This window comes from Dryocola clanedunensis, assembly GCF_038405435.1.
Taxonomy (GTDB): domain Bacteria; phylum Pseudomonadota; class Gammaproteobacteria; order Enterobacterales; family Enterobacteriaceae; genus Dryocola; species Dryocola clanedunensis_A.
Genome location: NZ_JBBYHZ010000019.1, coordinates 14,610 through 25,815, shown reverse-complemented (window position 1 = coordinate 25,815; position 11,206 = coordinate 14,610). Strand labels below are relative to the sequence as shown.

Here is an 11,206-nt window from a genome sequence, read left to right as displayed (position 1 = left end):
TTAAAGAGCAGTGAGTTACGCGCTTTCGCTTGCTAACTCGAGGTGGCGTATATTACGCTTTCCTCTTTCAGAGTCAACCCATTCTTTCAGGATTTTTTCTCTTCATCGAGCCGGTTGTTTGTGAAGTGATTCACATGTTCCGTGTCGATGGAGGCGCATTATAGGGATCCCGTTTTATTGCACAAGTCTTTTTTCGATCTTTTCTTCTGAGTGTTTAGTTTTCACCCTTTTCGCTGAGATCCTGTGCGATCGCCCCTCTTTATGACGGTTTACCCGCTTGCCAATGCTCATAAAAGCAGCCAGAGTTGATCTACGAAATGAATTTCCCGAGGTCGCTATGTCCGCAGTATTACGTCCCTTCCATAAAATCTCTCCAAAAACAGGCCAACGGGTCATGCTGGATCCTTCTAGCGTGGTAATAGGTGATGTCACGCTGGGGGACGACGTCAGCATCTGGCCGTTAGTTGCCATTCGCGGTGATGTAAACCACGTTGCCATAGGCGCTCGCAGCAATATTCAGGACGGCAGCGTCCTGCACGTGACACATAAGTCTTCCTATAAGCCTGAAGGTAATCCGCTGATCGTGGGGGAGGATGTGACCGTCGGGCATAAAGTGATGCTGCATGGCTGTACGATAGGCGATCGCGTTCTGGTGGGGATGGGATCGATTTTGCTGGATGGCGTGATAGTAGAGGATGACGTCATGATCGGTGCCGGTAGCCTGGTACCACAAAACAAACGTCTGGAAAGTGGGTTCTTATATCTGGGGAGTCCGGTGAAGCAGGTGCGCCCTTTAACGGAGGGGGAGCTTGAGGGCCTGAAGTACTCCGCGAATAACTATGTGCGCTGGAAAGATGAGTATTTGGATCAGGACAGCCAGTACCAGCCCTGATCGTCTTCCTGTTCATTGAGAATGAGATCCTGCACTTCCTCTTCTAAGTCCCAACGATGGAGACGGAAAGCCTCCAGCCACTGTTTCACTTCGTCGCCGCCAAACCGGCTGGCGACAGTTTCCCCGGCGATGGCGCAGTTAACCTGAAAACCATTAACCAACGCCGGGAAGCAGATCGCGCAGCGTTGCACGTCCCACTCTTCACGATCCGGAAACTGGATCGACTGGTTCATTCGCCCATTTCCTTCTGAAGCTGTTCAATTACCGGTGTGATTGCCGGGAGTACGCCATGCCATAATAAGAAAGCATGCGCCGCCTGCCCCACCAGCATTCCTAACCCATCTGCATAATGTTGTACGCCGTGTTCAATACTCCAGCTCAGGAACGGCGTTAGTCCCTTTTGATAAAACATGTCGTAGCAGCGAACATTATGTGAAAGCAAAGAAACCGGGATAGCCGGGACTTCGCCACCGACACCGCTGGAGGTTGCGTTGATGATCAAGTCAAACTCATGGCCAGCCAGCTGCTGTTGTTCAATGGCCTGAACGCTCCCGGTATGGCTGAACAGTGTTGCCAGCTCTTCCGCCCGGGAAAATGTACGGTTGGTGATGGTGACAGCGCAGTCAAGAGACAGCAGAGGAAGCAATACGCCTCTGGCCGCTCCACCAGCCCCTAAAAGAAGAACACGATCGCCCGGTTTAACCAGCGACAAACGCTCAAGATCGCTCAGCAGGCCAATGCCATCGGTGTTATCACCCACCAGTCGGCCATCATCCAGACGCTTCAAAGTATTCACCGCACCGGCAAGCGCGGCGCGCTCCGTGAGCTCGTCTGCTCGGGCAAACGCCAGCTCTTTAAACGGCATAGTGACGTTGGCACCTTTACCACCAGCGGCAAAGAAAGCTTCCAGCGTCTCAATGAAGGCATCCAGTGGAGCAAGGATACGACCATACGGATGGTCGATATTCAGTTGTTCAGCAAAAAGCTTGTGGATCTGCGGTGATTTGCTGTGTTGAATCGGATTACCGAAAACGGCAAAGGTGTCCATCATTTTACCCCTGGCGGAAGAGTTCGCCGGTTAAGGCATCGCGGATTTCAGAAGGATTCTGACGGCCACCGGTTTCACCATGTAAAACAGGGAAATCGGTACCGAACTGCTGCAAAACCTCTTCGGCGGTGCGGCATGGCGGTAAGCCAGTCAGATTGGCGCTAGTTGAAACCAGCGGTTTGCCATATTCAAGGCAGAGTGCTTTAACCAGCGGATGGTCAGTAACCCGGACGGCTAACGAATCAAACCTACCCGTCAGCCAGCGTGGCGTTGAGGGCAAAGCCGGGAAGACAAACGTTACCGGCCCGGGCCAGCGAGAGAAAACCGCTTCACGCTGCGCTGCGGTTAACGCCTGCTCATCCACATAAGGTTTTAGTTGTTCAAAATCCGCCGCGATGAGAATCAAACCTTTATCAACGGGGCGTTGTTTTAAAGCGAGCAGACGGGAAACCGCCAGCTCACTGTCAGGATCGCAACCGACGCCAAAAACAGCCTCTGTTGGATAAGCGATGACATTATTATTTTTCAAAGCCGCGACGATCTGTGCGATGGGCTCTTGTTGCAGGCTATTGTTCACAATCTTATTCCGCCGTAACCGGCTTTCCACATTGTTTACTGGCACAAAGGCATTTCACGCCCTGCGCCGTTTTCTTTTCTATTAATAACGGATAGTGGCATTCAGGACAAACCCCAGCGATAGGTTTGAAATTGATGACAAACTGGCATTCAGGGTAGCGATCGCACGACCAGAAGGTTTTGCCATAGCGAGAACGACGCTGCACCAGCTGGCCCTGCTGACATTGCGGACAGGTGATTGCCGTCTCATCAGGCTTATCGATCACTTCAGTGTGTTCGCATTCAGGATAATTGCTACAGCCGATAAACATACCGAACCGCCCCTGACGCAGGACAAGCGTTGCCTGGCATTCTGGACAAGCCTGCCCTTCCAGCACTTTGACAACATGACCATCGGCCTGGCCTTTTAGCGGGCGTACGTAATCACATTCCGGGTAATGGGAGCAGCCCAGAAAGGGGCCGTGCTTGCCGGAACGAATCACTAACTCTGCCCCGCATTGGGGGCAGGGTTCATTTTTAGGCACCGTGAACAGTGCTGATTTGGTCATAGCTTCTCTTGCTGCACAGAAATTTAGTGCAGCATACCGTCATTTACTTCGAAGAGTAATTCTTCCATCTGCTGATAGGCATTTTCGCATCCCGGAATGTTGAACAGCACCATTAATATCACCCACTTTAAGTCTTCTAACTCAAATTCAGCGGTATCCAGCGCCAGCACGCGTTCAATCACCATTTCGCGAGTTTCGAGGTTTAGCACCTGAATCTGCTCAAGGAAAAGTAAAAATCCCCGGCAGCTGGCATCCAGACGCATGCTTTCTTCTTCCGTGTAGACCCGCATGGAAAGTGGATCGGCGGCCAGTTGCATCGGCTCGGTGAGCCCTTCCTGATAATCAGCCAGCTTTTCAAGCCATACCAACGCGTTGTAAATGTCTTCGCGATCAAAACCGGCATCGGTGAGATCGCGAGTCAGTTTATCCTGATCTACGCGCATTTCAGCTTCGTTATGGATGTAGGTTTCAAATAAGTACATTAGTACGTCGAACATGGCATGCCCTCCTCAATCGGACATAGCCGCCGGGTACAGCTGCGATCCATCCTGCTAACTCCAGTTCGAGCAGTTGGGCTACCGTCTCTGGCACAGGTTGGCCGGCACGTTCAGCGACGACGTCAACAGGTGTAACCTCATCTCCTACGTTAGCCAACAGCTCGGGAAATGGCAATGTGTGACCGCCTTCATCGGCAGAATATATTAGGGTTTTGTGCGATGGAGTCAGCCATTGTAGTTCGCTTCTAAGGTAGTCAAGGATATCGGCGGGGTGGCTGACCAGCGTGGCCCCCTGTTTTATCAGCCAGTGCGGGCCTTCACTCCCCGGGCTGCCAATTGGCCCCGGTAGCGCAAAGACCTCTCTTCCTTGTTCCACGGCCAGTTTCGCTGTGACTAACGAGCCGCTGCGTTCAGAGGCCTCCACAACAAATACGGCCCGGCTCAGGCCGCTAATAATACGATTGCGACGGGGAAAGTTTGCGGGCCAGGGTGTGGTAGCTAACGGAAATTCGGAAACCAGCGCACCACCGGCTTCAACAATGCTTTGTGCGAGCTGCCGATGACGTTTAGGGTAAATGTCATGCAAACCATTGCCCAACACGGCCACGGTTTTCCCCCCTGCCTGCAACGTAGCGCGATGAGCTACGCCATCAATGCCCAATGCCAGGCCGCTGGTTATGGTCAGCCCAGCGGCGGCCAGTGGCTCGCAGAACAAGCGGCACCATCTTTCACCATACATTGAGAGATTGCGGCTACCGACAACGGCCAGCTGATTGCTGGCGAGCAGCGGCAGGTTGCCTGCTATCAACAGGGCCGCAGGGAAATCCTCCGTCGCGCGGAGCTGTTCAGGATAGTGGGGACTGTCTACCGTGAGCAGATGATGCCCGGTTTGCTCAAGCCATAAATAGCTGTTTTCAAGCTCACGCTCGCTAAAGCCAATAAATTGCTTAATCTGCCGGGAGGTGAGACCCGCAGCGGCAAGCGAGCCGGGGGAAAACTGCGTGCCGGACAGCAGGTTTTGGGCGATTTCCAGCATCTTATCGCCGCTCAGGCTGTTCACTGCCATAAGGCGCAACCAAATCTCCGTTGGTAACACTGTTTCCCCCTGCCATAAGCCATAAAAGCAATCCTTGCGATTGGTCACTGATGCTGTCAATCAAAGGGGGTTTTGTCTAGAATAGAGAGAAGAATCCTTCTATCAATTGAACACAGCTCTGGATAAATATGTCAGTTTTACAAGTATTACATTTTCCGGACGAGCGCCTTCGCACTGTGGCGGCTCCGGTCAAAGAGGTGAATGCTGAGATTCAGCGTATTGTTGACGACATGTTCGAGACAATGTACGCAGAGGAAGGGATTGGCCTTGCGGCAACACAGGTAGATATCCATCAGCGCATTATTGTCATTGATGTGTCGGAAAACCGTGATGAACGCCTGGTACTTATCAACCCGGAATTGCTGGAACAAAGCGGTGAAACGGGTATTGAGGAAGGCTGCCTTTCTATTCCTGAACAGCGTGCTCTCGTGCCGCGTGCGGAAACCGTTAAAATTCGCGCGCTGGATCGTGAAGGCAAGCCGTACGAATTAGAGGCAGATGGCCTGCTGGCTATCTGTATTCAGCATGAGATGGACCACCTGATCGGCAAACTGTTTGTTGATTACCTCTCGCCGATGAAGCGTCAGCGCATTCGTCAGAAACTGGAAAAAATGGCTCGTCTGAACAAGAGCGCTTAATCCACTACGAAAGGGAATAATGTGTCTGATTCATTGCGTATTATTTTCGCCGGCACCCCCGATTTTGCAGCGCGTCACTTAGACGCGCTGCTGTCGTCTGGGCATCAGGTTGTCGGCGTTTTCACCCAGCCCGATCGCCCGGCAGGCCGTGGTAAGAAACTTATGCCCAGCCCGGTTAAGGTGTTGGCCTGCGAAAAAGAGATCCCTGTGTTCCAGCCAGCTTCATTGCGCCCGGCTGAAAATCAGCAGCTTATTGCTGACCTGAACGCGGATGTCATGGTCGTCGTTGCCTATGGTTTAATCCTGCCAAAAGCGGTGCTTGATATGCCGCGTTTAGGCTGTATTAACGTGCATGGCTCCCTGCTGCCACGCTGGCGCGGAGCGGCACCAATCCAACGCTCTCTATGGGCTGGCGATGCTCAGACGGGCGTCACTATCATGCAAATGGATGTGGGCCTGGATACAGGCGACATGCTGTTTAAGCTTGCCTGCGACATCACCCCGCAAGATACCAGCGCATCACTTTACGACAAACTTGCCGATCTGGGCCCGCAGGGATTACTGGAAACGTTAAGTCAGCTGGCCCAGGGCACGGCTAAGCCTGAAGTTCAGGATGAGTCCCTTGTCACCTACGCCGAAAAGCTGAGCAAAGAAGAGGCCCGCATCGACTGGTCCCTTTCGGCGGTTCAGCTCGAGCGGTGTATTCGCGCCTTCAATCCATGGCCGATGAGCTGGCTGGAAATCGACGAGCAGCCGGTTAAAGTGTGGCGTGCCACGGCTATAGATCGGCAAACGAATGCCAAACCCGGCACTATTCTGGAAGCCACTAAGCAGGGGATCCAGGTAGCGACGGTCGAGGGCATTTTGAATCTTGAAGAGCTGCAGCCTGCTGGTAAAAAAGCAATGAAAGCGCAGGATTTGCTGAACTCCCGCCGTGAATGGTTCGAACCAGGCGCATTACTCGCCTGAATAAAAAACGTTACTACGCCCGGGTAAGCCTGGGCATTTTTGTTTTTAAGCGCCGGAAAACAGAGCGTAGCTATGAAAAAATCATTAAATCTTCGCAGTCTGGCAGCCCAGACTATTGAGCAGGTTGTCGAAAAAGGACAATCGTTGAGCAACGTGCTGCCACCGATGCAGCAAAAAGTATCTGATAAAGACAAAGCGCTACTCCAGGAGCTGTGCTTCGGCGTGCTGCGCACGTTACCACAGCTTGAATGGCTGGTGAGCAAGCTGATGTCCCGTCCAATGACCGGCAAACAGCGCACCATCCACTATCTGATTATGGTAGGTTTTTATCAGTTGCTTTATACCCGTATCCCCGCCCATGCAGCGCTTGCGGAAACCGTAGAAGGCGCCGTTGCAATAAAACGTCAGTCTTTAAAAGGGCTGATTAACGGCGTCTTACGCCAGTTCCAGCGTCAGCAGGACGAGCTGATGGCGGAAGCGGCAAAACATGAGAGCCGTTTCCTCCATCCCGCCTGGCTGATGCAGCGCATCAGGAAAGCTTATCCAGGCCAATGGCAGGAAATTATTGCCGCCAATAATCAGCGTCCGCCAATGTGGCTGCGCGTTAATCGTCAGCATCACTCACGCGATGAGTGGCTGAAACTTCTGTCAGAAGCTGGCCTGGAAGGACAGCCGCACCCGCATTATCGCGATGCCGTCCGTCTTGACACGCCTGCGCCAGTTCACGTGCTGCCGGGCTTTGAGCAGGGCTGGGTGACCGTTCAGGATGCTTCAGCCCAGGGCTGCGTTGATCTGCTCGATCCGCAGGATGGCGAAACGATCCTGGATCTTTGCGCCGCGCCGGGAGGCAAAACCACGCATATTCTGGAAGCGGCCCCGGCGGCTGAAGTCATGGCAGTAGATGTTGATCCAGCGCGGCTTAAACGCGTTTATGAAAACTTGCAGCGTCTGGGCATGAATGCCGAAGTTAAACAGGGCGACGGCCGTTTCCCGGCGCAGTGGTGCGGCAAACAGCAGTTCGACAGAATTTTACTGGATGCCCCCTGCTCGGCGACCGGCGTCATTCGCCGTCACCCGGACATTAAGTGGCTGCGCCGCGATAGGGATATTGCTGAACTTGCGGAGCTGCAAAAAGAGATCCTCGAAGCTATCTGGCCACATCTGAAATCAGGTGGCACGCTGCTTTACGCAACCTGCTCAATCCTCCCGGAAGAAAACAGCCTGCAGGTCGCCGCTTTCCTGAATCGCCATCCTGAAGCGAAGCTGGTGGAAACGGGAACGCCAGAATTGCCGGGCATCCAGAATCTGCCGGCAGAGCACGAAGGCGACGGCTTCTTTTACGCTAAGCTTATTAAAAACTGACTCGCGCATTACTGAGTCGTCAGTTTCATCCTTAATGAAGCTATAAATATGAAAATAATTATTCTGGGTGCGGGCCAGGTCGGTGGCACCCTTGCAGAAAACCTGGTCGGTGAAAATAACGATATTACCGTTGTCGATACCAATCAGGATCGCCTGCGCAGCTTACAGGATAAGTTTGACCTGCGCGTTGTCCAGGGCCATGGCTCACACCCGCGCGTTTTGCGAGAGGCAGGGGCGGATGACGCCGATATGCTTGTGGCCGTTACCAGCTCTGACGAAACGAATATGATTGCCTGTCAGGTCGCGTATTCGCTGTTTAACACGCCGAACCGGATTGCACGTATCCGGGCGCCGGATTACGTGCGCGATGCAGAGCGTCTGTTCAACGCAGAAGCTGTGCCTATTGACCACCTCATTGCACCTGAGCAGCTGGTTATCGACAGTATCTATCGCCTGATCGAGTACCCGGGCGCGCTGCAGGTTGTGAATTTTGCTGAGGGCAAGGTAAGCCTCGCGGTAGTAAAGGCTTACTATGGTGGCCCGCTGATAGGCAACGCGCTTTCAACGATGCGTGAACATATGCCGCATATTGAAACGCGGGTTGCGGCGATATTTCGCCATGACCATCCTATTCGCCCACAAGGCTCTACTATTGTTGAGGCCGGGGATGAAGTGTTCTTTATTGCGGCCTCACAGAATATTCGCGCGGTGATGAGCGAGCTTCAGCGCCTCGAAAAACCCTACAAGCGCATTATGCTGGTTGGTGGCGGTAACATCGGTGCTGGCCTGGCGCAGCGCCTTGAAAAAGATTACAGCGTTAAGCTTATCGAACGCGATCCGCAACGCGCTGCGGAACTGGCGGAGATGCTGCAAAACACCATCGTCTTCTACGGCGATGCATCCGACCAGGAGCTGCTGGCGGAAGAGCACATTGAACAGGTAGATTTGTTCATTGCCGTCACCAACGATGACGAAGCAAACATCATGTCCGCCATGCTGGCCAAGCGGATGGGCGCGAAGAAAGTCATGGTGCTGATCCAGCGTCGCGCATACGTCGATCTTGTTCAGGGCAGCGTCATAGATATTGCGATATCTCCTCAGCAGGCGACCATTTCGGCACTTCTTGGACATGTGCGTAAAGCGGATATTGTAGGCGTATCTTCACTTCGTCGCGGCGTAGCGGAAGCAATCGAAGCCGTCGCCCACGGTGATGAAAGTACTTCACGCGTTGTTGGTCGTGTTATCGATGATATTAAGCTGCCGCCTGGCACCATAATAGGTGCCGTCGTACGGGGTAACGACGTCATGATAGCTAATGACAATCTCCGCATTGAGCAAGGCGACCACGTGATTATGTTCCTCACTGATAAGAAATTTGTCAGCGACGTTGAGCGCCTGTTCCAGCCAAGTCCATTCTTCCTGTAAGCCATGCGGGCAGCCCCGGAGGCTGTTCGCTTGTAACCAGCATTCGATAAACCACTCTTAAATTAAGGGATTAGCGAAGGACTCTTATTTCCTTGCGTTATGGCAATCGGTTCATCATTTGTTAGACTTATTAACGTCAGCCGGAACAAGGAGAGAAAAATGAGCATGTTAAAAGAATTCCGCGAATTTGCGATGCGCGGAAACGTTGTAGATTTGGCAGTGGGTGTGATTATTGGTGCAGCATTCGGGAAAATCGTTTCTTCACTGGTCGCGGATATTATTATGCCGCCGCTTGGGTTGCTGATTGGCGGCGTTGATTTCAAGCAGTTCGCTTTAACGTTAAGGCCTGCGGCAGGGGATATCCCGGCTGTTGTGATGCATTATGGCGTGTTTATCCAGAATATCTTTGATTTTGTGATCGTGGCTTTCGCCATCTTTATGGCAATCAAAGTTATCAATAAACTCAACCGTAAGAAAGTTGAAGAGCCTGCGGCACCACCGGCGCCGAGCAAAGAGGAAGTACTGCTTAGCGAAATTCGCGACCTGCTTAAGCAGCAGAACGAGCGAATCTGATAGCCTTATCTGAAAGAAGAAGGCCAGTGGTAAAAAAGCACTCTGCTTGTTTGCCACTGGCCTCCCAGTTACCCCTCTTGCCATGTTTCGCGTTACGCTGATAGCTTCCTTTCCCCTTCTTATTCTGTTCAACTCTCTGGCGAAACAGTGGGTCATGCAATAACGCCTCAATGGCATTGTCTTTTATAACCCCTTTCTTATGCTGGTACTTGCTCATAAAAACTCCAATATGGTTAATTTAACGGCGCGATTTTATGCCTGTGTCAGGTAAGCTGCAAGCGCTATTTTGTGATGCTGGCTCCCTGCTCAAGGGCTTCAAGAATCGAACAGTAAACGCTGCTGTGCGCCGTCCCACAACAGGCATCATTGAGCCGCTGTAATGATTTTCGCATATGTTCCAGCTCGTTAATCTTCGACTCAACTTCTTTTAAACGGCTCTGTACGATGCCTTTTGATTCCTGGCAGGTATGATGTTCAGGATCGACACGGATCGAAAGCAGTTCACGTATAGTTTCAAGGGTAAACCCCAGCTGCTTGGCATAGCGAATAAATTTTAGACGCTGCAGATCTGTCTCGCTGTAAAGCCGGAAGCCTCCCTCCGTTCTGATCTCATGTTCCATCATTCGCTGTTTTTCATAATAGCGAATTGTGTCGGGTGTCACATCGGCCAGTCTGGCCAGTTCTCCAATACGGTACATTCTTACTCCTCGACCTTACGCAGCAATTTAACGGCATAGTCACCGTGCAGGAAATCGGTACTCAGGCCAGCCTGTCTTAGCTTAAGCTCGAGCAGCATCAGTTTTTTGCTGATGGCCTGGTAGTCAGGATGCTCCTGATTGATGGAGTTAAGCAAGTCATTAAGCTCCAGTGCCTCCTTGCGCTGCTGGAGCTCAGGTGGAAGACAACCCGCATTTTTCAGCAGCCGGAAGGCCGTGCGCAATTCCGCAGGGACATGGGAGTCATCATCCAATACCAGCGGTTGGCCCGCTCCTGGCAAATTTTCAAATTCACCTTTACGCTGAGCCTCGGCAATATGACGCTCAGCCCACTGATCGAGTAACCACATATCGTTAAATAACAGGGATGGATTTGCAGAAAGGATACGACGGAACAGGCAGGAATGGGAAATCGCAGATATAAAAAAACCGGGCAAGCCCGGTTTTTTCATGTTACTACAGATTACTCTGCAGCAGCTTCTGTTTGAGTCTCGGCGCGGTCAACCAGCTCGATGTAAGCCATCGGAGCGTTATCACCAGCACGGAAGCCACACTTAAGAATACGAGTGTAACCACCAGTACGCGCTGCAAAACGCGGACCCAGTTCATTAAACAGTTTTGCCACGATCTCGTTATCACGAGTGCGGGCGAATGCCAGACGACGATTAGCAACGCTATCAGTCTTGGCAAGAGTAATCAGCGGCTCAACTACGCGACGCAGCTCTTTCGCTTTAGGCAGGGTCGTCTTGATGATCTCATGACGAACCAGTGAACCTGCCATGTTGCGGAACATAGCCTGGCGATGGCTGCTGTTGCGGTTCAGTTGACGACCACTCTTACGATGGCGCATGACCTTATCCTTCTCA

General features: G+C 52.3%; 16 protein-coding genes. 6 read left to right on the top strand and 10 right to left on the bottom strand.

Going from position 1 to position 11,206, the window contains the following annotated elements; all coding sequences use genetic code 11:
- Nucleotides 1–337: 337 nt before the first annotated feature.
- The gene (locus tag AAE045_RS22355) at nucleotides 338–892 is read left to right on the top strand and encodes a gamma carbonic anhydrase family protein (protein ID WP_455549537.1); all 555 of its coding nucleotides are present in this window, start codon (nucleotides 338–340) and stop codon (nucleotides 890–892) included.
- On the opposite strand, the gene AAE045_RS22350 is transcribed toward AAE045_RS22355, so the two are convergent.
- The 6 genes from AAE045_RS22350 to dprA are packed head-to-tail and all read right to left on the bottom strand — an operon-like array spanning nucleotide 868 to nucleotide 4,657.
- A complete protein-coding gene (locus AAE045_RS22350; protein WP_455549536.1) occupies nucleotides 868–1,125 on the bottom strand; it encodes a DUF1488 domain-containing protein in 258 nt (85 codons plus the stop codon). The genes AAE045_RS22355 and AAE045_RS22350 overlap by 25 nt on opposite strands.
- Entirely contained in the window at nucleotides 1,122–1,940 is an 819-nt protein-coding gene (aroE, locus tag AAE045_RS22345; protein WP_455549540.1) for a shikimate dehydrogenase, read from the bottom strand. Before aroE ends, AAE045_RS22350 begins: the two co-directional genes overlap by 4 nt.
- Before the next feature lie 4 nt (nucleotides 1,941–1,944).
- The gene (gene tsaC, locus AAE045_RS22340) at nucleotides 1,945–2,517 is read right to left on the bottom strand and encodes an L-threonylcarbamoyladenylate synthase type 1 TsaC (protein ID WP_455549535.1); all 573 of its coding nucleotides are present in this window, start codon (nucleotides 2,515–2,517) and stop codon (nucleotides 1,945–1,947) included.
- A gap of 4 nt (nucleotides 2,518–2,521) precedes the next feature.
- Nucleotides 2,522–3,064, bottom strand: coding sequence for a DNA topoisomerase family protein (locus AAE045_RS22335; RefSeq protein WP_455549534.1), 543 nt, complete (start codon nucleotides 3,062–3,064; stop codon nucleotides 2,522–2,524).
- Nucleotides 3,065–3,087: 23 nt separating this feature from the next.
- Entirely contained in the window at nucleotides 3,088–3,561 is a 474-nt protein-coding gene (gene smg / locus AAE045_RS22330; RefSeq protein ID WP_455426655.1) for a DUF494 domain-containing protein, read from the bottom strand.
- Nucleotides 3,533–4,657, bottom strand: coding sequence for a DNA-protecting protein DprA (gene dprA / locus AAE045_RS22325; protein ID WP_455549539.1), 1,125 nt, complete (start codon nucleotides 4,655–4,657; stop codon nucleotides 3,533–3,535). Before dprA ends, smg begins: the two co-directional genes overlap by 29 nt.
- Before the next feature lie 128 nt (nucleotides 4,658–4,785).
- Here dprA and def point away from each other — a divergent pair, with 128 nt between their 5' ends.
- From def to mscL, 5 genes are all read left to right on the top strand, one after another.
- The gene (gene def / locus AAE045_RS22320; protein WP_455549533.1) at nucleotides 4,786–5,295 is read left to right on the top strand and encodes a peptide deformylase; all 510 of its coding nucleotides are present in this window, start codon (nucleotides 4,786–4,788) and stop codon (nucleotides 5,293–5,295) included.
- 21 nt (nucleotides 5,296–5,316) lie between these two features.
- Nucleotides 5,317–6,264, top strand: a complete 948-nt coding sequence (gene fmt / locus AAE045_RS22315) for a methionyl-tRNA formyltransferase (RefSeq protein ID WP_455549532.1) — start codon at nucleotides 5,317–5,319, stop codon at nucleotides 6,262–6,264.
- A gap of 72 nt (nucleotides 6,265–6,336) precedes the next feature.
- The gene (gene rsmB, locus AAE045_RS22310; protein WP_455549531.1) at nucleotides 6,337–7,626 is read left to right on the top strand and encodes a 16S rRNA (cytosine(967)-C(5))-methyltransferase RsmB; all 1,290 of its coding nucleotides are present in this window, start codon (nucleotides 6,337–6,339) and stop codon (nucleotides 7,624–7,626) included.
- A 48-nt stretch (nucleotides 7,627–7,674) separates the two neighbouring features.
- Entirely contained in the window at nucleotides 7,675–9,051 is a 1,377-nt protein-coding gene (trkA, locus tag AAE045_RS22305) for a Trk system potassium transporter TrkA (protein ID WP_202308096.1), read from the top strand.
- 159 nt (nucleotides 9,052–9,210) lie between these two features.
- Nucleotides 9,211–9,624 (top strand): large-conductance mechanosensitive channel protein MscL, encoded by a 414-nt coding sequence (mscL, locus tag AAE045_RS22300; protein ID WP_202308094.1) that lies wholly within the window; start codon nucleotides 9,211–9,213, stop codon nucleotides 9,622–9,624.
- Here mscL and AAE045_RS22295 read toward each other — a convergent pair.
- From AAE045_RS22295 to rplQ, 4 genes are all read right to left on the bottom strand, one after another.
- Nucleotides 9,599–9,841, bottom strand: coding sequence for an alternative ribosome-rescue factor A (locus AAE045_RS22295; RefSeq protein WP_455549530.1), 243 nt, complete (start codon nucleotides 9,839–9,841; stop codon nucleotides 9,599–9,601). The genes mscL and AAE045_RS22295 overlap by 26 nt on opposite strands.
- A gap of 64 nt (nucleotides 9,842–9,905) precedes the next feature.
- Nucleotides 9,906–10,322 carry a Zn(2+)-responsive transcriptional regulator gene (zntR, locus tag AAE045_RS22290; protein WP_455549529.1) on the bottom strand — a complete coding sequence of 139 codons (417 nt, stop codon included), beginning with the start codon at nucleotides 10,320–10,322 and terminating at the stop codon, nucleotides 9,906–9,908.
- 2 nt (nucleotides 10,323–10,324) lie between these two features.
- Nucleotides 10,325–10,690 carry a DnaJ family domain-containing protein gene (locus AAE045_RS22285; RefSeq protein WP_455549538.1) on the bottom strand — a complete coding sequence of 122 codons (366 nt, stop codon included), beginning with the start codon at nucleotides 10,688–10,690 and terminating at the stop codon, nucleotides 10,325–10,327.
- A 113-nt stretch (nucleotides 10,691–10,803) separates the two neighbouring features.
- On the bottom strand, nucleotides 10,804–11,190 hold the full coding sequence (gene rplQ, locus AAE045_RS22280; RefSeq protein ID WP_202308086.1) for a 50S ribosomal protein L17: 387 nt from the start codon (nucleotides 11,188–11,190) through the stop codon (nucleotides 10,804–10,806).
- Between the last annotated feature and the right edge of the window lie 16 nt (nucleotides 11,191–11,206).

Excerpts from the sequence above, each read along its gene's own strand:
- AAE045_RS22355 (WP_455549537.1), top strand. The coding sequence starts at position 338 with ATGTCCGCAGTATTACGTCCCTTCCATAAAATCTCTCCAAAAACAGGC.
- AAE045_RS22350 (WP_455549536.1), bottom strand. The coding sequence starts at position 1,125 with ATGAACCAGTCGATCCAGTTTCCGGATCGTGAAGAGTGGGACGTGCAA.
- aroE (WP_455549540.1), bottom strand. The coding sequence starts at position 1,940 with ATGGACACCTTTGCCGTTTTCGGTAATCCGATTCAACACAGCAAATCA.
- AAE045_RS22335 (WP_455549534.1), bottom strand. The coding sequence starts at position 3,064 with ATGACCAAATCAGCACTGTTCACGGTGCCTAAAAATGAACCCTGCCCC.
- smg (WP_455426655.1), bottom strand. The coding sequence starts at position 3,561 with ATGTTCGACGTACTAATGTACTTATTTGAAACCTACATCCATAACGAA.
- def (WP_455549533.1), top strand. The coding sequence starts at position 4,786 with ATGTCAGTTTTACAAGTATTACATTTTCCGGACGAGCGCCTTCGCACT.
- rsmB (WP_455549531.1), top strand. The coding sequence starts at position 6,337 with ATGAAAAAATCATTAAATCTTCGCAGTCTGGCAGCCCAGACTATTGAG.
- trkA (WP_202308096.1), top strand. The coding sequence starts at position 7,675 with ATGAAAATAATTATTCTGGGTGCGGGCCAGGTCGGTGGCACCCTTGCA.
- mscL (WP_202308094.1), top strand. The coding sequence starts at position 9,211 with ATGAGCATGTTAAAAGAATTCCGCGAATTTGCGATGCGCGGAAACGTT.
- AAE045_RS22295 (WP_455549530.1), bottom strand. The coding sequence starts at position 9,841 with ATGAGCAAGTACCAGCATAAGAAAGGGGTTATAAAAGACAATGCCATT.
- zntR (WP_455549529.1), bottom strand. The coding sequence starts at position 10,322 with ATGTACCGTATTGGAGAACTGGCCAGACTGGCCGATGTGACACCCGAC.
- AAE045_RS22285 (WP_455549538.1), bottom strand. The coding sequence starts at position 10,690 with ATGTGGTTACTCGATCAGTGGGCTGAGCGTCATATTGCCGAGGCTCAG.
- rplQ (WP_202308086.1), bottom strand. The coding sequence starts at position 11,190 with ATGCGCCATCGTAAGAGTGGTCGTCAACTGAACCGCAACAGCAGCCAT.